The sequence below is a fragment of the Celeribacter sp. SCSIO 80788 genome (assembly GCF_051054295.1).
Taxonomy (GTDB): Bacteria; Pseudomonadota; Alphaproteobacteria; order Rhodobacterales; family Rhodobacteraceae; genus Celeribacter.
Genome location: NZ_CP150482.1, coordinates 2,423,953 through 2,449,609 on the forward strand (window position 1 = coordinate 2,423,953; position 25,657 = coordinate 2,449,609).

General features: G+C 62.3%; 22 protein-coding genes. 8 read left to right on the plus strand and 14 right to left on the minus strand.

The genetic code is table 11. The features are described 5' to 3' along the window. Positions 1-57: 57 nt before the first annotated feature. Entirely contained in the window at positions 58-1,071 is a 1,014-nt protein-coding gene (gene deoC / locus V1471_RS12145) for a deoxyribose-phosphate aldolase (protein ID WP_434289077.1), read from the plus strand. Positions 1,072-1,132: 61 nt separating this feature from the next. After that, the gene (locus V1471_RS12150; protein WP_434289079.1) at positions 1,133-3,463 is read left to right on the plus strand and encodes an aldehyde dehydrogenase family protein; all 2,331 of its coding nucleotides are present in this window, start codon (positions 1,133-1,135) and stop codon (positions 3,461-3,463) included. A gap of 33 nt (positions 3,464-3,496) precedes the next feature. On the opposite strand, the gene V1471_RS12155 is transcribed toward V1471_RS12150, so the two are convergent. The 3 genes from V1471_RS12155 to V1471_RS12165 are packed head-to-tail and all read right to left on the minus strand — an operon-like array spanning position 3,497 to position 4,929. Next, positions 3,497-4,024, minus strand: coding sequence for a methyltransferase family protein (locus V1471_RS12155; protein ID WP_434289081.1), 528 nt, complete (start codon positions 4,022-4,024; stop codon positions 3,497-3,499). After that, positions 4,021-4,653, minus strand: a complete 633-nt coding sequence (locus V1471_RS12160; RefSeq protein WP_434289082.1) for a DUF1523 family protein — start codon at positions 4,651-4,653, stop codon at positions 4,021-4,023. Before V1471_RS12160 ends, V1471_RS12155 begins: the two co-directional genes overlap by 4 nt. A 9-nt stretch (positions 4,654-4,662) precedes the next feature. Then, positions 4,663-4,929, minus strand: coding sequence for a hypothetical protein (locus V1471_RS12165; protein ID WP_434289083.1), 267 nt, complete (start codon positions 4,927-4,929; stop codon positions 4,663-4,665). Between the two features lie 173 nt (positions 4,930-5,102). Between V1471_RS12165 and V1471_RS12170 the strand changes: the two genes are divergently transcribed. Continuing rightward, on the plus strand, positions 5,103-5,669 hold the full coding sequence (locus tag V1471_RS12170) for a hypothetical protein (protein ID WP_434289085.1): 567 nt from the start codon (positions 5,103-5,105) through the stop codon (positions 5,667-5,669). Positions 5,670-5,728: 59 nt separating this feature from the next. Here V1471_RS12170 and V1471_RS12175 read toward each other — a convergent pair whose 3' ends face one another. Then, the gene (locus V1471_RS12175; RefSeq protein ID WP_434289086.1) at positions 5,729-6,961 is read right to left on the minus strand and encodes a PLP-dependent aminotransferase family protein; all 1,233 of its coding nucleotides are present in this window, start codon (positions 6,959-6,961) and stop codon (positions 5,729-5,731) included. A 169-nt stretch (positions 6,962-7,130) separates the two neighbouring features. On the opposite strand from V1471_RS12175, the gene V1471_RS12180 reads away from it, so the two are divergent. After that, a complete protein-coding gene (locus V1471_RS12180; protein WP_434289087.1) occupies positions 7,131-9,296 on the plus strand; it encodes an esterase-like activity of phytase family protein in 2,166 nt (721 codons plus the stop codon). Positions 9,297-9,415: 119 nt separating this feature from the next. Here the strand turns inward: V1471_RS12180 and V1471_RS12185 are convergent, their stop codons facing one another. From V1471_RS12185 to V1471_RS12205, 5 genes are all read right to left on the minus strand, one after another. After that, complete coding sequence (locus V1471_RS12185) at positions 9,416-9,895, minus strand: Hsp20 family protein (protein WP_434289089.1); 480 nt, start codon at positions 9,893-9,895, stop codon at positions 9,416-9,418. Between the two features lie 126 nt (positions 9,896-10,021). After that, positions 10,022-10,822, minus strand: coding sequence for a trypsin-like serine peptidase (locus tag V1471_RS12190; RefSeq protein ID WP_434289090.1), 801 nt, complete (start codon positions 10,820-10,822; stop codon positions 10,022-10,024). 59 nt (positions 10,823-10,881) lie between these two features. Next, positions 10,882-12,174 carry a glycolate oxidase subunit GlcF gene (gene glcF, locus V1471_RS12195; protein WP_434289091.1) on the minus strand — a complete coding sequence of 431 codons (1,293 nt, stop codon included), beginning with the start codon at positions 12,172-12,174 and terminating at the stop codon, positions 10,882-10,884. After that, positions 12,174-13,265, minus strand: coding sequence for an FAD-binding protein (locus V1471_RS12200; protein WP_434290932.1), 1,092 nt, complete (start codon positions 13,263-13,265; stop codon positions 12,174-12,176). The genes glcF and V1471_RS12200 overlap by 1 nt, the downstream gene beginning before the upstream one ends. A 23-nt stretch (positions 13,266-13,288) precedes the next feature. After that, a complete protein-coding gene (locus V1471_RS12205; RefSeq protein WP_434289093.1) occupies positions 13,289-14,725 on the minus strand; it encodes an FAD-linked oxidase C-terminal domain-containing protein in 1,437 nt (478 codons plus the stop codon). Between the two features lie 81 nt (positions 14,726-14,806). Between V1471_RS12205 and V1471_RS12210 the strand changes: the two genes are divergently transcribed. Together V1471_RS12210 and V1471_RS12215 are read left to right on the plus strand one after the other, a co-directional pair. Continuing rightward, positions 14,807-15,502 (plus strand): DUF599 domain-containing protein, encoded by a 696-nt coding sequence (locus V1471_RS12210; RefSeq protein WP_434289095.1) that lies wholly within the window; start codon positions 14,807-14,809, stop codon positions 15,500-15,502. Positions 15,503-15,756: 254 nt separating this feature from the next. Further along, positions 15,757-16,188, plus strand: coding sequence for a DoxX family protein (locus V1471_RS12215; protein ID WP_434289097.1), 432 nt, complete (start codon positions 15,757-15,759; stop codon positions 16,186-16,188). A gap of 84 nt (positions 16,189-16,272) precedes the next feature. Here the strand turns inward: V1471_RS12215 and V1471_RS12220 are convergent, their stop codons facing one another. The 4 genes from V1471_RS12220 to V1471_RS12235 are packed head-to-tail and all read right to left on the minus strand — an operon-like array spanning position 16,273 to position 22,959. Beyond that, on the minus strand, positions 16,273-18,336 hold the full coding sequence (locus V1471_RS12220) for a hypothetical protein (RefSeq protein WP_434289099.1): 2,064 nt from the start codon (positions 18,334-18,336) through the stop codon (positions 16,273-16,275). Next, positions 18,333-21,077 (minus strand): DUF4159 domain-containing protein, encoded by a 2,745-nt coding sequence (locus V1471_RS12225; RefSeq protein WP_434289100.1) that lies wholly within the window; start codon positions 21,075-21,077, stop codon positions 18,333-18,335. The genes V1471_RS12220 and V1471_RS12225 overlap by 4 nt, the downstream gene beginning before the upstream one ends. Then, positions 21,077-21,958 carry a DUF58 domain-containing protein gene (locus tag V1471_RS12230; RefSeq protein ID WP_434289102.1) on the minus strand — a complete coding sequence of 294 codons (882 nt, stop codon included), beginning with the start codon at positions 21,956-21,958 and terminating at the stop codon, positions 21,077-21,079. The genes V1471_RS12225 and V1471_RS12230 overlap by 1 nt, the downstream gene beginning before the upstream one ends. Beyond that, positions 21,955-22,959 carry an AAA family ATPase gene (locus V1471_RS12235; RefSeq protein WP_434289104.1) on the minus strand — a complete coding sequence of 335 codons (1,005 nt, stop codon included), beginning with the start codon at positions 22,957-22,959 and terminating at the stop codon, positions 21,955-21,957. The genes V1471_RS12230 and V1471_RS12235 overlap by 4 nt, the downstream gene beginning before the upstream one ends. A gap of 91 nt (positions 22,960-23,050) precedes the next feature. On the opposite strand from V1471_RS12235, the gene V1471_RS12240 reads away from it, so the two are divergent. Together V1471_RS12240 and V1471_RS12245 are read left to right on the plus strand one after the other, a co-directional pair. Further along, the gene (locus tag V1471_RS12240) at positions 23,051-23,614 is read left to right on the plus strand and encodes a DUF1285 domain-containing protein (protein ID WP_434289106.1); all 564 of its coding nucleotides are present in this window, start codon (positions 23,051-23,053) and stop codon (positions 23,612-23,614) included. A gap of 27 nt (positions 23,615-23,641) precedes the next feature. After that, complete coding sequence (locus tag V1471_RS12245) at positions 23,642-24,418, plus strand: hydroxypyruvate isomerase family protein (RefSeq protein ID WP_434289108.1); 777 nt, start codon at positions 23,642-23,644, stop codon at positions 24,416-24,418. Here V1471_RS12245 and V1471_RS12250 read toward each other — a convergent pair. Beyond that, a complete protein-coding gene (locus tag V1471_RS12250; protein ID WP_434289110.1) occupies positions 24,411-25,346 on the minus strand; it encodes a cation diffusion facilitator family transporter in 936 nt (311 codons plus the stop codon). The two genes, V1471_RS12245 and V1471_RS12250, sit on opposite strands and share 8 nt — an antisense overlap. Between the last annotated feature and the right edge of the window lie 311 nt (positions 25,347-25,657).

Genomic DNA, 25,657 nt, shown 5'->3' on the forward strand with positions numbered 1-25,657 from the left:
ATTGCCAAAGCGCTCCGTCCATGCGAGCTTGCGGCCAAGTGAAAACGGAGCTTTTCGATGAGCACGACCGATCTAACCGCCGCCACAACCGGTGTCGGCACTGAAACCGCCCATCTGCCGCAGCTGCACGAACCGCGCAATCCGGGCATGGAGCTGGACCTCGATATTGTTGAGCGGCAGCGGGTGAACACCTCCGCCGTGGAGCGCCGCTGCGCCACCCTGCCGGGGCGGCGTTCGGTCAAAAAGGAGTATCAAGCCGCGTGGCTTTTGAAGGCGATCACGATGATCGACCTCACCACGCTTGCGGGCGATGACACCGCGGGGCGCGTGCGCAGGCTTTGCGCCAAGGCTGCCCATCCGGTGCGTGCCGATCTTCTGGACGCCATGGGCATGCCCGCGATCACCACGGGCGCGGTTTGCGTCTATCACGACATGGTCGAAACGGCGGTCGAGGCGCTCGATGGCACGGGCATTCCGGTGGCTGCCGTCTCGACAGGCTTCCCGGCGGGTCTGTCGCCCTATCACCTGCGGGTGAAGGAGATCGAGGAAAGCGTCAAGGCAGGCGCGAAAGAGATCGACATCGTGATCTCGCGGCGTCATGTCCTGACCGGCAACTGGCAGGCGCTTTACGACGAGATGCGCGAGTTTCGCGCGACCTGTGGCGAGGCGCATGTAAAGGCCATTCTGGCCACCGGCGAGCTGGGGTCGCTGCGCAATGTCGCGAAAGCGTCGCAGGTCTGCATGATGGCGGGCGCGGATTTCATCAAGACATCGACGGGCAAGGAAAGCGTCAACGCCACCCTCCCCGTCTCTCTGGTGATGATCCGAGCCGTGCGCGACTATTACGCCCGCACCGGCTATCGCATCGGCTACAAACCGGCGGGCGGGATTTCCAAGGCGAAGGATGCGCTGGTCTACCTGTCTTTGATCAAGGAAGAGCTGGGCGATCACTGGCTGTCGCCGCATCTGTTCCGCTTTGGGGCGTCTTCGCTTTTGGGCGATATCGAGCGGCAGTTGGAGCATCATGTGACCGGGCAGTATTCGGCCTCTTGGCGGCATTCTATCGGGTGAGGTCGGACATGAGTATTTTTGCCATCAGAAAACCCGCAACAGGCAGGACGGGAGCAGCGCAATGAGCGTGAAAGAGATTTTCGACACGATGGACTATGGGACTGCGCCCGAGAGCGCCGCTGAGGCGCTGCGTTGGCTGGTGGATGGCGGGGACCGATTTGGCCTGTTCATCGGTGGCAAGATGACGGAACCGGGGGCGGTGTTTGAGGCGAAGAACCCGGCGACGGGCGAGGTTTTGGCGCATCTGACGCAAGCGACCGAGGCGGATGTGGACGCCGCTGTGGCCGCCGCCCGCAAGGCGCAGAGCAAATGGGCGAAGGACAGCAAGGCGCGCGCCAAGGTGCTTTATGCGCTGACACGTCTGGTGCAGAAGCACGCGCGGTTGTTTGCCGTGTTGGAGACGCTCGACAATGGCAAGCCGATCCGCGAAAGCCGCGACATCGACGTGGCTTTGGTGGCGCGACATTTCTATTACCACGCGGGCATGGCGCAGCTCATGGACGAAGAGCTGCCGGGGCGCGAGGCGTTGGGCGTTTGCGGCCAGATCATCCCATGGAACTTCCCGCTTTTGATGCTGGCCTGGAAGGTCGCGCCGGCGATTGCCATGGGCAATACGGTGGTGTTGAAACCGGCGGAATATACTTCGCTCACCGCTTTGCTCTTTGCGCAGATCTGCCAAGAGGCCGGTGTGCCGAAAGGGGTCGTCAACATCGTGACCGGCGATGGCGCGGTGGGCGAGATGATCGTCACGCATCCCGGCGTGGACAAAATTGCGTTCACCGGATCGACCACCGTGGGCCGTCGTATTCGCGAGGCGACCGCCGGGTCGGGCAAGTCGCTGACGCTCGAACTGGGTGGAAAATCGCCCTACATCGTCTTTGAGGACGCCGACATCGACAGCGCCGTGGAGGGGCTGGTCGATGCGATTTTCTTCAATCAGGGGCAGGTCTGCTGCGCCGGATCGCGTTTGCTCGTTCAGGAAGGCATCGCCGAGGATTTCCACGCCCGCCTTGTCGCGCGGATGGCCAATCTGCGGATCGGCAACCCTCTGGACAAGAGCATCGACGTCGGCGCCATCGTCGACCCGGTGCAGTTGCAGCGGATCGAAAGCCTCGTCGCCAAGGGCGGCTCTGAGGGCACCGTGCATCAACCGGTGAAAGCGCCGGAGGGCTGTTTCTACCCGCCGACTTTGGTGTCGGGTTTGGAGAGCTCTTCGCTCCTGATGCAGGAAGAAATCTTTGGGCCGGTGCTCGTGTCCACCACCTTCCGCACACCCGCCGAGGCGGTGCAGGTGGCGAACAACACGCGCTATGGTTTGGCGGCCTCCGTGTGGACCGAGAACGTCAATCTCGCGCTGGATATTGCGCCGAAACTGGTCGCGGGTGTCGTCTGGATCAACGGGTCGAACATGTTCGACGCGGCGGCAGGCTTTGGCGGCGTACGCGAGAGTGGCTTTGGCCGCGAGGGCGGTTGGGAGGGCCTCATGGCCTATACCAAACCTGCGGGCAAAGCCTCGCCCGTAAAGCCCGCGAAGGCACATGTGAAGCCGGATGACGTCGAAGTTCTAGGGCTGGATCGCACCGCGAAGCTTTATATCGGCGGCAAACAGGCGCGGCCCGATGGTGGCTACAGCCAAGCGATCTATTCCCCCAAAGGCAAGCTCTTGGGCCATAGCTCGATTGCCAGCCGCAAGGACATTCGCAACGCCGTCGAAGCGGCACAGGGTGCGAAAGGCTGGGCCAAGGCGACGGCACACAATCGCGCGCAGGTGCTTTATTTCGTGGGTGAAAACCTCTCCGCCCGCGCCGATGAATTCGCCACGCGCATCCGCGATCTGACCGGGACCACGGAGGCGAAAGCACAGGCTGAAGTCACTGAGTCCATCGACACACTCTTCACCTATGCCGCTTGGTGCGACAAGCTCGACGGGGCGGCAAAACCCGTACCGATGCGCGGTGTGGCCCTCGCGATGAATGAACCTGTCGGCGTGATCGGTGCGTTTTGCGATGACCGGCCTTTGGCAGGGTTGATCGAAGTCATCGCGCCCGCCATCGCCATGGGCAACCGGGTGATCGCCGTGGCCTCAGAGGCCTATCCTTTAGCAGCCACGGATTTCTATCAGGTGCTCGACACGTCTGACGTGCCCGCAGGTGTGGTCAATATCCTGACCGGTCTGCATGGCGAACTGGCGAAAACCATGGCTGGGCATATGGATGTCGAGGCGGTGTGGAGTTTCTCCTCCGCCGAGATTTCCGCTGTGATTGAGAAGGAAAGCGCCGGGAACCTCAAGCGCACATGGGTCAACAACGGGATGGCCCGGGCATATCCGGCGCGGGACTGGTTGGCGCAGGCCACCGAGGTCAAGACGATCTGGGTGCCCTACGGGGAATAAGAAAGGGGCCGCGAGGCCCCTTTAAATCCGTTCTTAGATCCGTCCAATCCAGCGCGGCGTTGTCTCAGCGTAGCGTCGCCAATCGGCATTCTGGCCCAGAACCCCCTCTTCGGAACGGACCTGCATCACAGCTGAGGCGGTCATGATCACGGCGGCCACTGCCATCGGCAGGCCCACAAGCGGCGTCAAAAACCAACTGAGCGCGATTTGCCCGACAAAGACCGGATTGCGCGAAAACCGAAACGGCCCGCCGGTGACAATTTCGCCGATCGCTCCCTCCTTGGTGCCGATCCGCCAAGAGCGACCCATATAGGCCTGCGCATAAAGCGCGAAAGCAGCGGCGAAAGCCGCAGGCACGATCCAGAACGGCGCACCGCCTGCCCGCGTCACCACGGGCCAGAGCACAAGGATCGCGAACGCGATGCGAAAACCCCATGCCGCCCCGGCCTGACCCGCGTCAAACAGCCAAAGCTTTTGCCCGCTGCGCCGCGCCAGTGCCGCCGTCAGCGCCAGAAACCCGGCGACATAGCCCGCGCTCACCAGCCAGGCGACAAAACTCATCTGCGGAACCAGCGTTTGACCTTGTCGACCGCGTTGTCCCTTTTCTCGTCGGCCAGTTCCAGCACGTCTTCCACATCATCGACCAGCGGCTCGATGGTGCGTTCGCGGAACTGCTGCCACATGCGATAGATCGTGATCAGGACGACCGCGATAAACGTCAGAATGATGATATTCGCCCAAGGAATGATCGTCGCATCCGGCCCGGACACCGGCTTGATCGCGACGGCATTGGGGAAGATCGACAACACCTGAGAGCGCCAGCCGTAATGGGTCACCGAAACCCACTCGGGCGTGTCCTTGGTCGAGATCGCATCGCTGGCCTCGGTTGCCAGATTGGCGGTATCGAATTTGAAATAGGGCGGCCAACCCCAGCCGGTGTCTTCATTGCGATAAACGATGCTTTTGCCGGAGGGGCGCACCGCCTGAATGAATTGCACATCGCGGCTCTGCATCGTCGCCGTGCCATTGTCCGACCCCTGCCAGAAAATCGAGGTCCAGCCGGAAATATCCTGCCGTTCCTGATAGGTATTCACGATCCGCACGATGTCATGCTGCGGCAGGGTGTAATGGAAGAACCCTCCGACAAAGAGCACGATCAGGGCGATCAGGGTCCATTTCACATAGCGCATCGCGGGGCCTCACATAAAATTCGTCACGTAGAAGATCGCGGCAAAGACGATCAGGGGCAGGATATAGACCAGCAGCAAAAGCTTTGGCCGGAAGGAGCGTTCATAGTCCCGCATCCCCTCCTCCACATAGGTATCTCGGTCGCCAATGGAACCCTCTTTCTCCCATTCATCCTCCAGACGCTCGCGGGTGAGCGAGCGCAGGTAGATGCCCAAAAGCATGTAGAGCGCCGTCAAAAGGACGAGGCCGATCACGAGAAAACGCAGAAATCCCAACATGGTTTGGCCTCAGGACTGAAACACACCACCCATTCTAGCGGCGTTGCGGCACAAGTGCGAGCCGGTTTCATGCCCCGCATGCCCCCAGTTATGAGCTTCCGGCCCCATTCTTCCCCTTGCCCGACTCCCTCGGAACGGTTTTGCTATCGGCACAATATTCATCGGAGGGGTCCATGACATTCACCACCAAACTTCTGGCGGGCACGGTGCTCGCCCTTTGCCTCGGCACCGCCGCCATGGCCGACGAGGTGAGCGACACGCTCAACAGCGCGCTCAAGGCCTATGAGGAGGGCGACGTCACCTACGCGCTCGAAGAACTCGACTACGCCAAGCAACTTATGCAGGAGATGAAAACCGGCGAACTGTCCGCCTTCCTGCCTGCGGCACCCGAAGGTTGGACCGCCGAAGACGACAGCGACACCACCGCGGGCTTTGCCATGATGGGGGGCGGCACGGCGGCTGCGAAACGCTATTTCAAGGAAACGGGCGAAGAATTCACCATCACCATCGTGGTCGACAGCCCGATGATCGGCATGATGGGCGGCATGATCCAGAATGCCGGTGCCATGGGCATGAAAACCGTCCGCGTCGGGCGCGAAAAATTCCTCGACAACGAGGGCGATCTCTCGGCCTTGATCGAGGGCCGCATTCTGGTCCAGGCCTCGGGCGAACCGCGCGATGTGGTTCTGCCGCTGCTGGAGAGCATCGACTATCGCGAGCTTGGCCGGTTCGGTTACTGATCTCCAAACACAAAAAGAGGGGCGCTTGGCCCCTCTTTTCATAACGAATGTCCCGGCGCTCAGATCCCGGCGCGGATGACATCGCCCAAACGGGCGATGCCCTCTTCGATCTTCGCGGCGGGCGACATCGAGAAGTTGAGCCGGAGCGTGTTCGTGTGCGAGCCATCGGCATAGAACGCCCCGCCGGGCACGAACGCGACCTTCGCCTCCAGCGCCTTGACCAGAAGCTCCGCGCCCCCCATGCCCTTAGGCAATGTGACCCAGACGAACATCCCACCCTCGGGCCGCGTCCATTCCACACCCTCGGGCATATGACGTTCGAGCGCCGCCAGCATGGCGTTCAACCGCGCACCGTAGACCTCGCGCAGGGTCGCGACATGGTCGTCGAATACACCGCGCGCCACCTCGTTCACCGCGATCTGGTTGATCGTGGCGGTTTGAAGATCGGCGGCCTGTTTGGTCAGCACCATCTGCTGAATGACCGGTTTCGCGGCCACCGCCCAGCCGACCCGAAGTCCCGGCGCGAGGGTTTTCGAGAACGAGCCGAGATAGATCGTGCGACAGTCTTCGATATCGCCCTTCTCTTCGATCTCAAGCGCAAGCATCGGTTTGACCTCGGCACCCGTATAGCGCAGTTCCTGATAGGCGGCGTCTTCGATCACCGCACAGCCCAGCGCCTCGGCACGTTTGAGCACGGTCAGACGCTGATCCTCCGTGAGCGTCACGCCGGTCGGGTTGGCGAAATCGGACGACAGGTAGACGAATTTCACCCGGCCTCCTGCGGCCTCCGCATCGGCCTCGATATCCTCGACCGGACGGTTGGCCTGCGGATCGAACCGGTCATAGCGCGGCTCATAGGCATTGAACGCGCCAAGCGCGCCCATATAGGTCGGCCAGGCGACCAAGGCCGTGTCGTTCGGATCGAGAAACAGCTTGCCGAGATAATCGAGCGCCTGCTGGCTGCCTGCCGTGATCAGGATGTTGTCGCGGGTACAGGTCACGCCATGACGGCCCATGTAGTCGACAATCCAGTCCCGCAGCGGCGTATAGCCTTCGGAGGTCGAATATTGCAGCGCAATGCCCGCCGCCTGTTCGCTCGTCGCCTTGAGCATCGCCTGTTCGAACGCCACACGCGGGAAATAGGCCGGGTCGGGGATACCGCCCGCAAAGGAAATAATATCCGGTTGATCCAGAAGCTTGAGAAGCTCACGGATTTCGGAGGCCTTCATTTTCTGGGTACGTTTGGCAAAAAGCGTGTTCAGGCGCGCGGGGGATTTGGGCGACAGACTCATTATTCTTCTCCATTCAGGGCTCCCGTCTCGCGCTTTTCGACGATTAAGTCAACAAAGCTGACGTGACACTCCGAGCACAGCCCCCTTTACAAAAATGATACAAAACCGTCACTCTGGCGACATTTCCTTTCGTCAAACCCCGCGCGTGTGCAATGACGAGGGACACAACATGAAAAAGCACCTGCTGCTGGCCGCCTCTGCGCTCGCGATCACCGCGACCGGGGCCAATGCCGAACTGAATTTCAACCGCATCGCCGCTTTCGCGACCCCGGACAACATGGCCGAGGGCGAAGACAAGGCGCGGACCACCTCTGCCGAGATCATCGGCGCCTCCAAGGATGGCATGACGCTGGTCTATACCGACAGCCCGCTGGGCGTTGTGGGCCTGATCGACATCACCGATCCGAAAAACCCGCAGCCGAAAGGCAATGTGGATGTCGCTGGCGAACCGACCTCCGTGACCGTGATCGGCAACACCGCCTTTGTCGCGGTGAACACCTCCGAGAGCTATGTCGAACCCTCGGGCAAACTCCTGTCTGTCGATCTGGCCACCGGCGAGATCACCGGGGAATGCGATCTTGGCGGCCAACCGGATTCCACCGCGCATAACGACGAAGGCACCATGGTTGCCATCGCCATCGAGAACGAGCGCGACGAGGAAGCGGGCGACGGCCGCGTCGGCCAGCTTCCGGCCGGCTACATGGTCACCGTTGGTGTGAAAGACGAGGCGCTCGTTTGCGACAGCCTGAAGAAAATCGACGTCACCGGTCTGGCGGAAATTTCCCCGGAAGATCCGGAGCCGGAATTTGTCGACATCAACGCTCTGGGCGAAATCGCCGTCACGATGCAGGAAAACAACCACATCGTGGTGATGGACAAAGACGGCAATGTGACCGCGCATTTCTCCGCCGGTTCTGTCGATCTCGACAACATCGACGCCACCGATGAACGCGCAGCCCTTTTGTTCACCGAAAGCCAGCCGGGTCGTCTGCGCGAACCCGATGGGCTTCAGTGGATCGACGAGAACCACATCATGATCGCCAACGAGGGCGACATGGACGGCGGCTCCCGCTCCGTCACCGTGTTTAACAAAGACGGCACGCTGGTCTGGGAATCGGGCGCGGCATTCGAGCATCCGATCATTCAGGCCGGTCACTACCCGGACAAACGCTCCGACGCCAAAGGGGTTGAACCCGAGGGCATGGAAGTCGCCACCTTCGGCGACACCACCTATGCCTTCATCCTGTCCGAGCGCTCCTCCACCGTTTCCGTCTATGACGTGACCGATGCGGAGAACCCGGTGTTCAAACAACTCCTGCCCTCCGGCATTTCGCCTGAAGGCGCGATTGCGATCCCCGAGCGCGGGCTGCTGGCGACCGCAAACGAGCTCGACCTCATCGAAGACGGCGGCACCCGTGCCCATGTCATGCTCTACGAACTGCAAGACGCCCCCGCCGCCTACCCGACGCTGACGTCGGAAGGCATGGACGAACTCACCGGTTGGGGCGCGAACTCCGGCATGGTTGCGGATGAGGACGGCATGATCTACGCCGTGAACGACAGCTTCTACGGTTATCAACCGACCATCTTCAAAATCGACCCGACGCAGACGCCCGCGAAGATCGTTGACGCAATCCGCGTGGTGCGCGCCAATGGCGATGCTGCGCAGAAACTCGACATGGAAGGCATCACGCTCGATGGCGAAGGGGGCTTCTGGGTCGCGTCCGAAGGCCGCACCGACCGTGTGACCCCACATGCGATCTATCACATCGACGCCGACGGTGAGATTGACGAGGAAATCGGCTTGCCCGCCGAACTTCTCAATAACGAGACGCGCTTCGGCTTCGAAGGCATCACCAAGGTCGGCGATACGCTTTGGATGGCGGTTCAGCGCGAATGGAAAGACGATCCGAAAAACACCGTGAAACTCGTGGCCTATAACATCGAGAGCGGTGAATGGGGGGCTGTGCGCTATGAGAAAGCCGCGCCGGACACCGGTTGGACCGGCCTTTCCGAGATCGTCGCGCATGGCGACTGGTTCTACGTCATCGAACGCGACAACCAGATCGGTGCGGCGGCCAAGATCAAAAAAATCTACCGCATCCCGGCCTCTGAAATGGTTCCGGCTCCGCTGGGCGGCGACCTCCCCGTCGTGTCCAAGGAAGAGGTGCGCGATCTGATCCCGGATCTGAAATCCTGGAATGGCTATGTGGTCGACAAGGTCGAAGGCCTCGCGATCACTCCGAGCGGCGAAATCTTCGTCTCCACCGACAATGACGGCGTGGACGACAGCTCGGGCGAGACCTTCTTCTGGTCCATCGGCAAAGTCGAATAAGATCCGCTATCCCAAAAAGAGACGCCCGCCGAACCGGCGGGCGTTTTGCTTTTCATAGGATGGCTTAAATCTTCTTTTGTCCCGAAATATCCCGGGGTGCGGGGCAGAGCCCCGCAAGATCAGACCTCGGTCGTCCGTTCGCCTTCGATCACCTTGGTGTCGACCGGGTTCGGCCCGGCAATCTCGATCCGGCGCGGCTTGAGCGCCTCGGGCACTTCGCGTTTCAGGTCGATATGCAGCATGCCGTTTTCATGCGACGCGCCCGTGACCTTCACGTGTTCGGCCAAGGTGAAGCGGCGCTCGAAGGCGCGGGTGGCGATGCCGCGATGAAGATAAGTCTTGCCCTTGTCTTCCTCGCTGTCGGATTTGCGGGCGGAGACGATCAGCGCGTTTTCACGTTGCTCGATGGCGATGTCTTCGGTCGAGAACCCGGCGACGGCCAGCGAAATGCGCCATGCGTCCTCAGCGGTTTTCTCGATATTATAGGGCGGGTAGCTGGGCTGGCTGACATCCTGGGTCAGAACCCGGTCCATCAGATCGGCGATCTGATCGAAACCGACGGTGGCACGGTACAGCGGGGCAAGGTCAAAATTACGCATGGGTATCCTCCATTGAGCGATTCCAGAGTGAGGGCCTTCCGGGGTACGGACAGGCGAGATGCCGGACCCTGTTCAGGCATCCGACATCAAAGATCTGGGAATGGAGAGAGGCGGTTTCAAGAGGGCTCACCGCCCGAGCATACCCACCGCGAATTCAGTCTCGGTCAGGGTCGGCATGGGCCCCGCATCCACCTTCTTGAAATGGCTCTGACCGATGGCTGCCATTTTCAGCAGATCCGCCAGAGCCCCCTCAAGCGAGGTGCCGACGGACACCCGCTCGCCCCGGAACTGCGCCTTGGCGGAGACCACGGAGACAATGCGTGGCACAGCACCGGTCATATCGAAGATCGGCGCACCGGAAGAGCCGAAATCCACTTCGCAGGAGGTCACGAGCACACCGCCTTGGCGCGCCATGACATGGCAAACCTCCTGCAAGGACGGGCTTTCGGCCCGGTCATGAGCGTAGGAGACGACGCCGACCGCCTGGCCTTTCTCAGGCCGCATGGAGGTCGGAAAGGGACGTACGGAGGCCGTGCGCACCGGCTGCGACAGCTCGATCAGCGCCACGTCGTTCAGCAACCGGTCGTGCAGATCGCCGCTTGCCAGAGAGAACCCCGGATGGACATAGATCGCCTTCGCCTCGCGATAGGCCTGCGCCTGCCCGTTGCGCCATCCAGCCTTGAAGCTCACGTCCGAGGGTTTGTGCGGCTTTTTCGACGAGATGTCGTACATGCAATGGGCGGCCGTCAGCACAAGTCGCTCGGTGATCAGCGTGCCGGTGCAGAAACTGCGCCCCGCGAAATCGAGACGCCCGACCGCTTCCCATCCCCGACCGTCATCGCCCGTGCGAAAGGTCTTCAGCGCACTATCCGCCTGTGCCGCCCCGCTCATCAGGATCAGGAAAAAGATGGTCAGCAATTTTTTCATGTCAGCCTCGTCAGCCCTCTGTCCGCCCCCTTCAGCGCTAAAGAGGGTTCAAGGCGGGATTATGACCGATTCGAGAACAATTTGGGCGGTTTTGGGCCACCTGTTGCCCAATCGAGCAATTCAACGGTATGGACCACCGGCACATCCATCCCCGATCCGATCTGCATGATGCAGCCGATATTGCCTGCGGCCACCACATCTGGGGTCTTGTCCTGCAAGGATTTGATTTTGCGCGTCTTGAGGTTTTGCGAAATTTCCGGCTGCAACAGGTTGTAGGTTCCCGCCGAGCCGCAACAGAGATGGCTGTCACGCGGCTCCACCACCTCGAACCCCACACGTTTCAAAAGCGTCTTCGGATGTGCCTTGATCTGTTGCCCATGTTGCAGGGAACAGGCGGCGTGATAGGCGATTTTCAGATCTTGTTTGCCTTCGGGCAGGTCGAGCTGCACCAGCACCTCGGACACATCCTTTGCCAGCGCCGCGACTTGCGCCGCCTCGTTCGCAAGCTCCGTCATGCGGAACATATGCCCGTAATCCTTCACCGTCGTACCGCAGCCCGAGGTGTTGATCACGATGGCATCCAGCCCCTCGCCCTCGATCTCCCGGATCCACGCGTGGATGTTCTTCGCGGCCGATCCATGCGCCTCGGCCTCTTTGCCCATGTGATGGGTCAGCGCACCGCAACAGCCCGCCCCTTTCGCCACCACAACCTCGCATCCGAGCCGCGTCAAAAGCCGGATGGTCGCGTCGTTGATATCGGTGTCGAGCGCCTTTTGCGCACAACCGGTCATCAGGGCCACGCGCATCCTGCGTGCACCTTTGGCGGGAAACACCTGCGCATCGTCATTGCGCGACACCGGCGGAATGCGCGCAGGCGCCATCTCCAACATGGCCTTCAGACGCGGATCGGGCATCAGAGGACGCAAAGGCTTCGCGATCTTCGCCCCCAGCAACGCCATCCGAAATCGCCCCGGATAGGGCAGAATTTTCGCCAAACTCCAACGCAGAAAACGATCCATCATGGGCCGCTTATAGGTCTTCTCGACATGCGCGCGGGCATGGTCGATCAGATGCATATAATGCACCCCCGACGGGCAGGTGGTCATACAGGCCAGACAGGACAGGCAGCGATCCAGATGCTTGACGATCTTCGCATCCGCAGGCCGGTCGTTCTCCAACATATCCTTGATCAGGTAAATCCGCCCGCGCGGACTATCCAACTCGTCGCCCAAGACCGCATAGGTCGGGCAGGTCGCGGTACAAAACCCGCAATGCACACAGGCGCGCAGGATCTCGTTGGCGCGCTGAATGCCCGGATCGGTGAGCTGCTCTTCGGTGAAATGCGTCTGCATCAGCCCATCACCCCTTGGTTGAACTTGCCGTCCGGATCGAATTTATGGCGCAGCCCCGCACTGATCCCTGCCAATACTGCCGATTGCGGATGAAACACACCCAAACGCCGCTTTGTCTCATCGGATACCCGGATCAATGTCGCATGGCCAGACGTCATCCCCGCCCGCACATCCGCACCCTCCTTGGTCAAAAACCAAACCCGGTTCCCACCCCAGTCAAACATCATGTCCTCGGGCTGAACCGTCTCAACCAACCGCATGGCGTCAGAGGGTTTCACCGACACTCGCCAGACATCCCCACCTCTGTCATGAAACGCCTCGACATCCCGGATGCCACACCAGATCGGCGTACAGGTCTCGGCTCCCCAGATCTCCTCAACCTCCCGTCGCAGCCGCACACGCATCAACCCGACCCGATAGCGCAGCGAGGTTTCGAACCCTTCCAGCCGCAAAAACACCGTACCGCCCTGCCAGGCCGCGCCGGTCAGATCGAAGGGCAGACCCAGCATGTCCGACATGATCGACACCGCGACATCGGCCTCACATTCCGGGACACGGAGCGTCACCACCGTCTCCGGCAGAGGCTGCACCTTCAGGCTTACCTCCGTCATCACGCCCAGCGTGCCATGGCTCCCCGCCATCAGCTTGACGAGATCGAGCCCGGTGACATTCTTCATCACCCGCCCGCCGTTCTTCACCACATCCCCGCGCCCATCCCCGAACCTTACCCCAAGGCAAAAATCACGACAGGCCCCGGACGCCACCCGCCGCGGCCCGGAGGCATTGGCGGCCACCACACCGCCGATGGTGCTCTCGCCCACACGCCCGAGAAGCCCGCGTAGATCGGGCACCTCAAAAGCCAACCTTTGGTGTTCCGCAGCCAAAAGCGCGTCGATCTCGCTGAGAGGTGTTCCCACCCGCGCCACAAGCGTCAGGGTTCCCGGCTCATAAAGCGTCACCCCGCTCAGCCCCCGTGTCGACAAGGGCGCGCCCTTAGCCACACCGATCCGCCGCGTGCCACCGCCCTCGATCGCAAACGGCCCGCCGCTCCGAATGACATCACAAACCTCCGCCTCGCTCTGCGGCGCCAGCGTTTCCTTTGCTGTCGAAATACTCATGCGCGCACCCTCCGCGTGGCACTCACGTCGAGCGGAAACACCTTCGCCGGGTTCAGAATCCATGTCGGATCGAACACATCCTTCACCACCATCTGCGCCTCCAGATCGGCAGGGGCGAACTGATGCGTCATCAGCTCACGCTTCTCCACCCCCACGCCATGTTCCCCGGTCAGGCAACCGCCCGCATCGACGCAGAGCTTCAAAATCTCCGCGCCAAGCCGCTCGGCGCTTTCCAACTGACCCGGTTCGTTGGCGTTATAAAGAATTAACGGATGCATGTTTCCATCCCCCGCATGGAACACATTGCCCACCATATGGCCGTGCTCGGCGGCCAGATCGGCGATGCGTTTCAACACGGCGGGCAGCTCGCCCACCGGGATCGTTCCATCGAGACAAATATAGTCTCCCATCTGCCCCATCGCCCCAAAGGCCGATTTACGGCCCAACCAAATCCGCGTGCTTTCCTCCGCACTCTGGCTTTCCCGGATCGCAACCGGATTGTGCCGTGTCGCAATCGCGATGATCCGCGCCAACTGGTCCGCGATCTCCTGTTCCGAGCCTTCGACCTCGACGATCAAAAGCGCCTCGCAATCCGGGTAGCCCGCCCCCGCGAACTCTTCGGTGGCACGAATGATCGGCCGGTCCATGAACTCGATCGCCACCGGGATCAGACCCGAGCGGATGATGTCGGCGACACAGGCCCCCGCCACCTCGCTGCTGTCGAAGCCGAACAACACGGGCCGCGCGCCCTCGGGTTTCGGCAGGATGCGCAAAGTCGCTTCGGTCACCACGCCCAACTGCCCTTCGGAACCACAGATCAACCCCAAAAGATCCAGCCCCGGCGCATCCATCTCCGCGCCGCCGATCTCGACCACCTCGCCATCGGCCATGACCATCGTGACGCCCAGAAGATTGTTCGTCGTCACCCCGTATTTCAGGCAATGCGCCCCGCCCGAATTCATCGCGATATTGCCCGCAATGGCGCAAGCGAGCTGGCTCGACGGGTCGGGGGCATAGAAAAACCCCTCCTCCTCGACCGCGCCGGTGACGGAGAGATTCGTCATGCCGGTCTGCACGCGGATGTAGCGGTCGGCGGTGTTGATCTCCAAAACCTCGCGCAACCGCGCCACGCCGAGGATCACCGCATCCGCCGTCGGCAGAGCGCCGCCCGCAAGCGATGTCCCTGCCCCACGCGGCACCACGGGCACGCCCATATCGTGGCAAATCTTCATGATTTCAGAGACTTGACCTGTCGTTTCCGGCAGGACCGCCAACAACGGCGGACAGCGATAGGCCGCCAGCGCATCGCATTCATAGGCCTTTAATTCTTCCGGCGCGTCAATCACCGCATCCTCAGGAAGCACGGCGCGCAACCGAGCGACCAGTTCCGGCTTTCTGGCAAGGGTCCCCGGCGCGGGCTCTGGCATATCCATGTCTTTCCTCCCCTATTGGTAAAGTTTTAAAACCAATTTTTGGATGTGACAAGCGTGCCGCTCTTGCGTAATGCTGCCCCCATGGAACTCATTGACCAGCTTCGACATTTCAGCCCGCTCGACGCCATCGCCGTGATCTATCTGGTCGGGGCCTGGGGGCTTTTGGGCTATGTCATCGAGAACCCGCCCAAATCGCGGATCTCGACCTCGGTGCTGGTCGCCGATTACCGGCGCGAGTGGATGGTCCATATGATCACCCGCAAGCCCCGGATCTTCGACGCCACCGTGCTCTCAACCCTCAGAGAAGGCACGAGTTTTCTCGCCTCCGCCTGCCTGATTGCCATCGGTGGCGGGCTGGCCGCAATCTCCAATGCCGAGCGCCTGAGCGGCGTGGCGCGCGATCTGGCGCTGGATGCGCCACAGATCATCTGGGAGGTCAAAATTCTTCTGGCGCTGTTTTTCATCACCAACGCCTTCCTGAGATTCATCTGGTCGAGCCGCTTGTTCGGCTATTGCGGTGTGGTCATGGCCTCCGTCAGCAACGATGAAAACGACCCCAAAGCCCTGCCCCGCGCACAGAAGGCGGGCGAATTGAACATCACCGCCGCGAGGGCGTTCAATTCGGGAATCAGAGGCATTTATTTCGCTTTAGGTGCCCTGTCCTGGCTCCTCGGCCCGGTCGGTTTACTGATTGGCAGCACTCTTGTGATCGCCATCATGCTGCGCCGCGAATTCGCCTCAAGCTCGCGCGCGATCCTGCTTCGGAAAGAACCCTGATCCGGGTCGAAAATCACCTGAATTCCTGTGTCGGCAAAGCGTCGGACTTTTGTCGGACTTTTGTCGGGCAATGTCAGAGTGAGACGGCATCCCTCCGTGCCTCATCGAGAAAATCAGAGAAAGCCCTTACGACCAAATTCAGAACGAATTGAAGAAAGTCATTCCACACCTTCAACATATAAAGCCAAATAAAATTGACCTATCTCTCTCCTCAACGAAACGCCGCACGTCGCGGCTTTGATGAGGACACAGACATGATCGACCTTTCTTCCAACATCCTCGGCGTCGCTGGCGCCGGTTCTGTCACCGCCATCGCGCTTGCCGCCCTGCTGCTGCGCGTCTCGCTCGGGGGGCTCTTTCTGGCCCATGCTTACCTGAAATACTTCGTCTTTACGCCGAAAGGGGCCGCTGGCTTCTTTGCCTCCCTCGGCCTCCCCGGCTGGTTCGCCTACCTGACCATCGCCGCCGAAACGCTGGGCGGGATCGCCCTGATCCTCGGCTTCCAAACCAGCCTCGTGGCCCTTCTCCTGATCCCGACCCTTCTGGGTGCCGCGATCCTTGCCCACGGCAAAAACGGCTTCTGGTTCACCAATGAAAACGGCGGCTGGGAATATCCTGCCTTCTGGGCCGTGGCTCTGTTCGTGCAGGTCCTGCTTGGCGGTGGCGCTTTGGCCCTGACGGCCTGACCCCTCCGCAACGAAACACCCCCGACACGTCACCGTGCCGGGGGTGTTTGTGTGTCAAAAGCGCGTCTCTCAAAGCGCAGACGCCTATCGCCGCCCTTCCCTGAGCCACGCCACCACCGACAGCCCCGCCAACAGCAGCAGCCAGACCCAGCCCGGCAAGACCGGCATCAACCGGGTCGATTGCGTCACATAGGCCTCGCGGGGCGTGATGCCCATCCAGTCGCGACCATGGGCGACGCGACCCTCGGGGACGGTTCGGATCGTGGGCAGACCATCGGAGAGCGCAAAAGTGCCACCGCCCGAGGCCTTGATCACCGGGGCAAGTTTGTCCCCCGTCGCAATGGTTTCTTCGAACTCGCGCGGCGCTGCGGGGCCAAGGACCATGACCGCGCTCTGGTCGCCTTCGCGAAGCCGGTACAGCCCCATGTCGCCCTCGGTCAGCTCGGCCATGAAACGGCCCGGTGCGATCTCTTCCATCGGGATCTCCACAACGGAGCCGTCCGGCGTCTCGATCGTCACCGACCGCGCGCCTTCGGACAGGCTGCGCCGGGTGATGATCAGCGTGTTGCCCTCAGCCGTAGCGGTCAGGGCCTCTTCTTCGAGATCCGGCTCCTTCATCATCCAATGCGCGAGACGGCGCAACAATTCGAGCTGCGGCCCGCCGCCCTCGACACCACGGGTCCAGAGCCAGGCGTGATCGGAGCCCAAGACGGCCACGCGCCCTTCGCCCACCCGGTCGAGCACCAGCAAAGGCCGCCCGTCGACGCCGGACATCACGGTTTCGCCGGTCTCGCCGGGGTCCAATTCGACCTGACGGAACCAGCGGCCCCAAGTCGGATCGTCCCCTGTGCGCAGCCCGCCGAGACCTTCGGTCACCGGGTGGCGCGCGCCGAGATCGGTGAGACGCGGCAGGAAGGGTTCCTCGATCACCCGGCCCGTCGGTGCGGTCGGGATGACACGGGCCAGAGGCGAGCGATAGAGGCTGTCGGCGGTGGCGAAATCGGGACCGGCGGCGAAGAGCACCGCGCCGCCGTCTTCAACATAGCGCGCGATATTGTCGAGATAGGAGGCGGGCAGGATGCCGCGCAATTTGTAGCGGTCGAAAATGATCAGGTCGAAATCGTCGACCTTCTCCATGAACAGCTCGCGGGTCGGAAACGCGATCAGCGACAGCTCGGTCACAGGCACGCCATCCTGTTTCGAGGGCGGGCGGAGAATGGTGAAATGGACGAGATCGACGGAAGGGTCGGATTTCAACAGGTTGCGCCATGTGCGCTCGCCATTGTGCGGCTCGCCGGACACCAGCAACACACGCAGCCGGTCGCGCACGCCGTTGATCTGCACCATGGCGCTGTTGTTGCGGGGGGTGAGTTCGCCGGGGGCTTCGGGCAGGGTGAACTGGATGACGTTCATGCCGCCATGCGCCAGTTTGAGCGGCACGTCGAGCGGGCGACCGATGGGCACGGTGAAGCGTTCGGGCGCTTCGCCATCGATGGAGATCATCAGATCGGTCAGCTCAGGAAGACCTGCGGGGCGGTTGCCCTGATCCTCGATGCGGAGTTTGAGCGTGACCTCTTCGTCGAGAATGGCAAAAGACGGCGCGCTTTCGATCACGAGACGCCGGTCCCAATCCTCCGGCTCCCCGGTCAGCAAAAGATGCACCGGCGCGGGGAAATCGGGGGCGATATCGACATCGTGGAGCTGACCGTCCGAGAGCAGGAACGCGCCCGCCAAACGCCCGCGCGGCTCGTCGGCCATGGCCTCCGTCAGAGCGGTCATCAACAGCGTGCCGCGATTGTCCGGCGCATCGCCCAGCGTGATCACCCGCAGTTCAGTATTGGGCAGAGCGGACAGGCGCGCCTCCAGCGTGGCGCGGGCGTCTGCAATTTGCTCCGGACGGGAGGAAAGCGCCTCGGACGCGCTTTCATCCACCACGAGAAAGACGATGTCGGACAGCGGATCGCGTTGTTCTTCGCGCAAAGAGGGCCCAAAGAGAAAGGCCAGAATGCCAAGGGCGGCGAGCGCGCGGAAGACCCAGCCAGAGAGGCCGCGAAACGCCGCAAACGCGATCAGCAGGACCGCGAGCGCGGCCAAAACCGCCAGCACGGGCCAAGGGAGAAGCGGGGAGAAAGCGAGATCGCGGATCATTGGCCCAACCTGTCGAGAAGTGCGGGGACATGGACCTGATCGGATTTGTAATTGCCGGTCAGCACATAGACCACGAGGTTGATGCCGAAACGATAGGCCATTTCACGCTGCCGCTCGCCCGCAAAGCCACGGCCCACGGGCAGCATCGGAAAGCCCGTGTCATCCACCGCCCAGGCCGCCGCCCAATCGCCGCCGCCGATGATCACCGGGGTCACATTGTCGTTGAGATTGCGAAACGGCATGCCTTCGGCCTGCTCGCTGTCGGGCGAGGCTTCGACCCAGAGCGTGCCTTCGGCATGACGGCCCGGAAAATCGCGCAACAGGTAGAAGGCGCGGGTCAGAACGTGATCTTCGGGGATCTGTTCGAGCGGCGGGATGTCGAGCGGGGAGGCCAGCGCCTGAAGCCGCGTGCCGGTGGGCGTCGCGGCCCCGAAAGCGGCAACATCGGCGTCGCGCGTGTCGAACACAATCACGCCGCCGGTGCGCAAATAGGCGTTGAGCTTGGTATAGGCGGCGGCGGAGGGCATGGGCTGCGTCGTGGTCACGGGCCAATAGAGCAGCGGGAAGAACCCGAGCGGATCGGTTTCGAGATCAATGCCCATGGGCCCCGCGGGCTCGACGGAGGTGCGCGCGGTGAGCATGTCGGAGAGGCCCTGAAGCCCCGCTTCGGAGGTGCGGTCGAGCACGGCATCGCCGGTTTTGACATAGGCGAGCGTCAACTCGGAGGAGGCGAGAAGGGCGAAATCGTCGGGGCTTTGGGCGCGCAGATCTTGCGGCGAGAGCGCCAGCGCCAGAAGCAGGAGCGGCACGGCCCGCGCCCCGAAAAGCCGCCCCGAAAGCCAGAGCGAAGCCAGAAGATCGGCCCCCAGAAGCGCCAGAGCCGCGAGCAAAAGCGCGGGCGAGAGCGGGCGTTCACGCGCCGCCGTCACACCGGAGAGCGGCACGTCGGAGGGCCAGCTTGCGACGGTCAGGGTGTCGCCTTCCGCCATCACATTGAGCGCCCGAAGCGCATCGCGCCCCTGATAGAGCCCCGGCGGCGTGGCGCGGGAAGCGCGGGCGGTGGCGAAAGTCTCGCCCGCGACCGGCGGCACTGTCCCGGCATCCGTGAGCGTGCCGAACCCGTCCATAAGCTCTTGCGGCTGAAGGCTTTGGCCCGTCAGGTCGTCGGCCTCCAGAAGCGCCGCTTGCGACGTCACGGACAGTCGGTCGAGCATCGACACAAAGAGGCCCGACAAAGGCAGCGTCGACCATTCCGCATTGGCGGTGACGTGGAACAACACGACCTGCCCCTGCCCCAGCGCCTTGCGTGTGACAAGCGGCGTGCCGTCTTCGAGCGTCGCAATGGTGCGGGCGGCAAGCTCGGGATCGGGCTGGGCCATGACCTGCGCATTCACCTCGACATCCTCGGGGACCGGCAGGCCATAAAACGGCGAGGTCTCTGCAAAGGGGCGCAGGCGTTTCGGCTCGCCCCAACTCATGGCACCGCCAAGCGTCCGCCCGCCTGCGCGCAGACGCACGGGCATCAGCGGGTCTTCCGCGTCGCGCGCCACATCGGAGGCGGCAAGCTGCGGCCCGGCGAAGCGCAGAAGCATTCCCCCCTCGCTCACCCAATCGAGCAGATCCGCCGCCTCGCCGCCCGAAAGCTGCGCCACATCGGCCAGAACGATCACATCCGGGTTCGCCATGATCAGGTCTTCCAGAGCGCCCTCGATCACATCGGCTTTGCCGTAAAGCGCGGCACGAATGTAATGCAGCTGTGACAGAAGTTGCAGCCCCTCGCCACCTTCGCGCACCGACAAAAGCGCGACCTCACGGCGTTTGAGGCTGTCGTCGGTAAGACGTTTGGCCCCAGCACTGCGCTCGCCTTCGATCTCAAAACGACTGACACGGGCGCGCAATTCGGGCGGCAGATCAAAGATCACCTCGGCCCGCGCGCCGTCGAGCTTGACCTCTTGCCGCGCCAGTTCGCGGGCGACCCCGGCAGGATCTGTGCCATGGGCGACAACGGTCACGTCGCGCGGTCCGTTCCCGGCGCGCAACACCGGCAGGGTGACACCCGTGTCGGTCAGCGACAAAGCCCCAAGTGCCAGACGATCCCGCCCGGTTTCGAACACCGAGACGGGGCCATGAGATTGCAACAGCGACAACACGCGATCCCGCCCGTCGCGCGCCAGACCATCCGAGAGCCAGAGCGTTTCGACCCCATCGGGGAGCGTGGTCAATGCACCACTCAAAGCATCCATATCGGGCGCGAAACCGGCGGGTTCGATCCCCGCAAGACGCGGACGCCAATCGGCGGCGGAGAGAAAGGCGCAGCCTTCGGCGGGAATGTCGGTGGCGGGCAGAATGCAGAGGGTACGCCCATCGACCTCCGCCTCATCGAGCGCCTGACCCAGCCGCCCCATGCGCAGGGTCCAATCGGGCGCGGAGGCCCAGCTTGCATCCATCAGAACGAGCAATGGCCCGGAGCCGCCGCGCTCAACGCGCGGGTTCAGAACGGGACCGGCGAAGGCAATGATGAGGGCGGCAACCGCCAACATCCGCAAGAGCAAAAGCCACCAGGGTGTGCGGTCGGCTTCGACCTCTTCGTCCTTCAGTCCCAAAAGAAGCGCGACGCCCGGAAAGCGGCGTTTGACCGGCGCGGGCGGCACGGCGCGCAGCAAAATCCAGAGGATCGGCAAAAGAGCGAGCGCGAGGAGCACCCAAGGCGCGGTGAACCCGATGGGGCCGAGAATCCACATCAGCGCGGGCCCTCCAAAGCCTCGTAAAGCCACAGGAGCGCAGGAAGATCAGCGCCGTTCGTGTGATGCGTGGCAAAGCGCCAACCGGCATGATGGGCGATGCGGCTCAGGTGATCCTTGCGCTCGGCGAGGCGCTCCAGATAACGGTCACGCAGATCGCCCGCGCGCAGAGTTTCATGGCGCACAGTGCCACTCATGGAGGTAAAAACCGTGCGGCCCTGATAGGGAAAGGCCTCTTCGGCGGGGTCGAGAATTTGATAGAGCACGCCGGAAATGCCGCGATCTGAGGCCATGCCGACGGCGTCTTCAATCGCCTCGAGGGGGCCGAGGAAATCCGACAGGAACAGCGCGCGGGCATGAGGCAAAAAGAGGCGCGCGTCGGGGGCGCCATAGTCGGTCTCGCCCTGTTGCGAAAGACCTTCGGCGATGCGCCGGAGTTGCAGTGCCCCGATACGGGGCGGCGTACCGAGAGAGGCGAGCGACACACGTTCGCCACCTTTCATCAAAAGGATCGACAGGGCCATGGCGAGCAAAGCCGCGCGGTCGGATTTCGGCGGGATCGCCTTGCCGGAGGTAAAGCCCATGGAGGCCGAGAGATCGACCCAGAGATGGACCGATTGCGCCGCCTGCCATTCCTTTTCGCGCACATAATGCCCGTCGGAGCGGCCCGAACGCCGCCAGTCGATGGCGCGCCCCGGATCGCCCGCCTGCGCCGGGCGGTATTGCCAGAACTCGTCGCCCATGCCGGATTGCCGACGCCCGTGCCCGCCGATCAGCATCGCGCGGGCAAGCTGTTCGGCCCGGGCTTGCAAGGGCGGCAAGGGGGCGGCGAGCGTCTCTGCGCGGGCGCGCAGGGCGGCGGGGGCGGGGTTTTCACTCACGCGGCGGACCGCGCGTCCATGGCGGAGGCGGCAACGGACGCGATGATCGCACCGAGATCGTCGCCACGCGCGCGCGCCGCAAAGGTCAGCGCCATGCGGTGAATGAGCACCGGGCGCGCCATGGCCAAGACGTCTTCCGTGCTGGGCGCCAACCGCCCGTCGAGCAAAGCACGCGCGCGGGTGGTGAGCATCAGCGCCTGCGCCGCGCGTGGCCCCGGCCCCCAAGCGACGGAGGCGTTCACCATATCGGTGGCCTCGGGTTCATTCGGACGACAGGCGCGGACCAGATCGAGGATCATTTCGACGACCTGTTCACCCACCGGCATCTTGCGCAGAAGCGTCTGCGCGCGGATCAGTTCGGCGGCGGTAAAGACCTGATGCGCTTCGCCTTCATCGGCCCCGGTGGTGGCGATCAGGATGTCGCGCTCGGTGTCGCGGTCGGGATATTCGACATCGACCTGAACGAGGAAACGGTCGAGCTGGGCCTCGGGGAGCGGATAGGTGCCCTCTTGTTCCAGCGGGTTTTGCGTGGCGAGGACGTGGAACGGGGCTTCGAGAGCGTGCGGCTGCCCGGCGATGGTGACGGATTTCTCCTGCATCGCCTGCAAAAGCGCGGATTGGGTGCGGGGGCTGGCGCGGTTGATCTCGTCGGCCAAGAGGAGCTGACAGAACACCGGCCCTTCGATGAAACGAAACGCCCGCGAGCCGTCGGGGGCGGTTTCCAAAACCTCGGAGCCAAGGATGTCGGCGGGCATCAGATCGGGGGTGAACTGCACGCGCGCCCCTTTGAGGCCCATCACGGTCGAAAGCGTATCGACCAGACGCGTCTTGCCCAGCCCCGGAAGACCCAAAAGCAAAGCGTGACCGCCGCAAAGCATCGAAGACAGAACCAGATCGACCACGGTTTCCTGACCGATGAAGCGGCGGGTGATCGAGGCCTTGGCATCGGCCAGTTTCGCGCCCAGCGCGTCGATTTCTGCCGCAAGGTCGGTTTCAGTCATGGCTTCACCTCCGATGTCATTCCGTGACACTATTAAGGACACCTGCGTGCAAAAGCACAAATGACAAAAGGGTTAAAAGGGGGATTTTCCGATGAGTGTTTCCGCAGAGAGCATTGCCGCGGCGATCCGCTCGGCGGAAGGCCGCGGTTTGCCGCCCGTCGAGCGCTGGAACCCGCCGTTTTGCGGCGATCTGGACATGCGGATCGCCCGCGATGGCACATGGCATTATCTCGGCAGCCCGATCGGACGGGCCCCTTTGGTGCGGCTGTTCTCGACCGTGCTGAAACGCGAAGGGGACCGCTATTTCCTTGTGACGCCCGTGGAAAAAGTGGGAATCACCGTCGACGATGCGCCGTTTCTGGCCGTGGATTTCGACGTGGAGGGCGAAGGCGAAGCGCAAAAACTCAGCTTTCTCACCTCGGTCGGCGACCGGGTCACGGCGGATGCGGAGCACCCGATCCGGGTCGCGACCCGCGACGGCACCCCCGCACCCTATGTCGAAGTGCGCGCAGGGCTTGAGGCGCTGATCGACCGCAAAAGCTTTTTCCGCCTCGTTGACCATGCTGTCACGCGGGAGATTGACGGCGAGACGGTTTTTGGCGTCTGGTCGAAAAACACGTTTTTCGAAATCGCGAAAGCCGACGATCTGACCTGAACCCTCACCTGACCCCCGCCTGACCCGATGCCCAAATTCGCCGCCAACCTGTCTTTCCTGTTCAAGGAATACCCGTTCCTCGAACGCTTCGCCGAGGCGAAGGCAGCAGGTTTCAAGGCGGTCGAAGTTCTGTTTCCCTATGACGAACCGGCCTCGGAAATTGCCTGGCGCATGCAGGATCTCGATCTCAAGATGGTGCTGATCAATGTGCCGCCGCCGAATTACACCGGCGGCGAACGGGGCTTTGCCGCCGTGCCGGGATTGGAAGAACGGTTCCGGCGCGATTTCAAACGCGCGCTCAGATATGCCGAGTTCCTCAAGGCCGGGCATATGCATATCATGGCGGGTAAGGCCAAGGGCGTTGTGGCGCTTGAGACCTACAAGCGCAATCTGGCTTGGGCGGCGCAGGAAGCGCCGAACATGAGCCTCACCATCGAACCGATCAACCCGCATGACATGCCGGGCTATTTCCTCGACGATTTCGATCTGGCGATCGAGGTGCTCGATGCGGTCGCGGAGTTGAACCTCGGGCTCCAGTTCGACGCCTATCACGCCCAGATCATCACCGGCGATGCGATGACCGCCTGGGAACGTTACGCGCCCTATGTCCGGCACATCCAGATCGCGGGCGCGCCGGAGCGGCACGAACCGGTGAAAGGCCTGATCGACTACCCGGCGTTTTTCAAGGCTGTGGACGAGAGCGGCTATTCCGGCTGGATCTCCGCCGAATACATCCCGAGGAAGCGCACCGAAGAGGGGCTTGAATGGTTTCGCAAGGCGCAATCCGCGGGACGGATCACCTGAGCGGCTGAAACCCCGGCGCCTCTCCGGCACAGCCCGCACCGGGAGCCTCGATTTCGAGCGTCGAATGGGCGATGCCGAAACGGTCGCGCAGCACTGCCTTGACCGCCCCCAGAACCTCCGCCGGGTCACCCGCAGTGACCACATGCGCCTCGACGGAGGTCCGGTGTTCATCGATCTGCCAGAGATGCACGTGATGCACCTCTTCGACCGCTTCGACGCCCTCCATGGCGCGGGTCACGTCCCCGGCTTCGCGCCCCTCCGGTGCTCCGAGCATCAGGATGCGGACGACCGGACGAATTTCAATGAACGCATGCACGAGGATATAGACAGCGATCAGGATGGTCAGGATCGGATCGATCAACCGCCAGTCCCACAACAGGATCACCACGCCACCGACGATCACCGCCACCGAGGTTCCGGCGTCGGCGAGATTGTGCAGAAAGGCAGCACGGATGTTCAAGCTGTCCTTTGACATGGACCATGTCAGAGCCGCCGTCACCAGATCGACGACAAGCGCAATCCCGGCGATGATCACCACGGTCCAGCCCGCGATCTCCGGCGGGTTGAACAGGCGCGAGACCCCTTCGGCGAAAAGATAGACCGAGATCACCAGCAGCGTGGTGTAATTGACCATGGCCGCGACAATCTCCGCGCGGGCATAGCCGAATGTCATCGCCCCGTCGCGGGGCTTGCGCGCGATCTTGCGCGCGCCGAAGGCGATGACCAGAGAGATCGCGTCCGACAGGTTGTGAATCGCATCGGCGATCAGCGCCATGGAACCGGAGATCACCCCGCCGACGATCTGCGCCAGCGTCAGCAACAGATTGACCGCGATGGCGCCTGCGACACGGGCATCGCCCGCATCCGGGTCGATGTGGTGGTGATGGTGGCCGTGGTGCGGCGCGTGAGCATGATGATCGTGAGACATGGATATATCCATGCCCGATCATCTGCAAAAAACCAGAGGAAATTCCGACGCAGCCCCGGGACAGAACTCCACCAGTCAGGGTTTGCGTGGATTTATTCCCGCTCCGTCGCGCACAACGGCTCACTTATGTGTGAAAGCGCACAATGCCGTAATTTTCACATCAATGAAAACTTATGGCCGATTTCCAGCCCAAATCCCGAAAATGTGATCAATATTTTCGCACATACTGGAGTCATTATTTGAGTATTAGTTCGCATTTACACATTCGAGACGAACCCCTAAATTCAATTTCATCGAAAGGCGCAAAAACA

Coding starts and splice junctions, on each gene's coding strand:
- deoC (WP_434289077.1), top strand. CDS start 58: ATGAGCACGACCGATCTAACCGCCGCCACAACCGGTGTCGGCACTGAA.
- V1471_RS12150 (WP_434289079.1), top strand. CDS start 1,133: ATGAGCGTGAAAGAGATTTTCGACACGATGGACTATGGGACTGCGCCC.
- V1471_RS12155 (WP_434289081.1), bottom strand. CDS start 4,024: ATGAGTTTTGTCGCCTGGCTGGTGAGCGCGGGCTATGTCGCCGGGTTT.
- V1471_RS12160 (WP_434289082.1), bottom strand. CDS start 4,653: ATGCGCTATGTGAAATGGACCCTGATCGCCCTGATCGTGCTCTTTGTC.
- V1471_RS12165 (WP_434289083.1), bottom strand. CDS start 4,929: ATGTTGGGATTTCTGCGTTTTCTCGTGATCGGCCTCGTCCTTTTGACG.
- V1471_RS12170 (WP_434289085.1), top strand. CDS start 5,103: ATGACATTCACCACCAAACTTCTGGCGGGCACGGTGCTCGCCCTTTGC.
- V1471_RS12175 (WP_434289086.1), bottom strand. CDS start 6,961: ATGAGTCTGTCGCCCAAATCCCCCGCGCGCCTGAACACGCTTTTTGCC.
- V1471_RS12180 (WP_434289087.1), top strand. CDS start 7,131: ATGAAAAAGCACCTGCTGCTGGCCGCCTCTGCGCTCGCGATCACCGCG.
- V1471_RS12185 (WP_434289089.1), bottom strand. CDS start 9,895: ATGCGTAATTTTGACCTTGCCCCGCTGTACCGTGCCACCGTCGGTTTC.
- V1471_RS12190 (WP_434289090.1), bottom strand. CDS start 10,822: ATGAAAAAATTGCTGACCATCTTTTTCCTGATCCTGATGAGCGGGGCG.
- glcF (WP_434289091.1), bottom strand. CDS start 12,174: ATGCAGACGCATTTCACCGAAGAGCAGCTCACCGATCCGGGCATTCAG.
- V1471_RS12205 (WP_434289093.1), bottom strand. CDS start 14,725: ATGGATATGCCAGAGCCCGCGCCGGGGACCCTTGCCAGAAAGCCGGAA.
- V1471_RS12210 (WP_434289095.1), top strand. CDS start 14,807: ATGGAACTCATTGACCAGCTTCGACATTTCAGCCCGCTCGACGCCATC.
- V1471_RS12215 (WP_434289097.1), top strand. CDS start 15,757: ATGATCGACCTTTCTTCCAACATCCTCGGCGTCGCTGGCGCCGGTTCT.
- V1471_RS12220 (WP_434289099.1), bottom strand. CDS start 18,336: ATGATCCGCGATCTCGCTTTCTCCCCGCTTCTCCCTTGGCCCGTGCTG.
- V1471_RS12225 (WP_434289100.1), bottom strand. CDS start 21,077: ATGTGGATTCTCGGCCCCATCGGGTTCACCGCGCCTTGGGTGCTCCTC.
- V1471_RS12235 (WP_434289104.1), bottom strand. CDS start 22,959: ATGACTGAAACCGACCTTGCGGCAGAAATCGACGCGCTGGGCGCGAAA.
- V1471_RS12240 (WP_434289106.1), top strand. CDS start 23,051: ATGAGTGTTTCCGCAGAGAGCATTGCCGCGGCGATCCGCTCGGCGGAA.
- V1471_RS12245 (WP_434289108.1), top strand. CDS start 23,642: ATGCCCAAATTCGCCGCCAACCTGTCTTTCCTGTTCAAGGAATACCCG.
- V1471_RS12250 (WP_434289110.1), bottom strand. CDS start 25,346: ATGTCTCACGATCATCATGCTCACGCGCCGCACCACGGCCACCATCAC.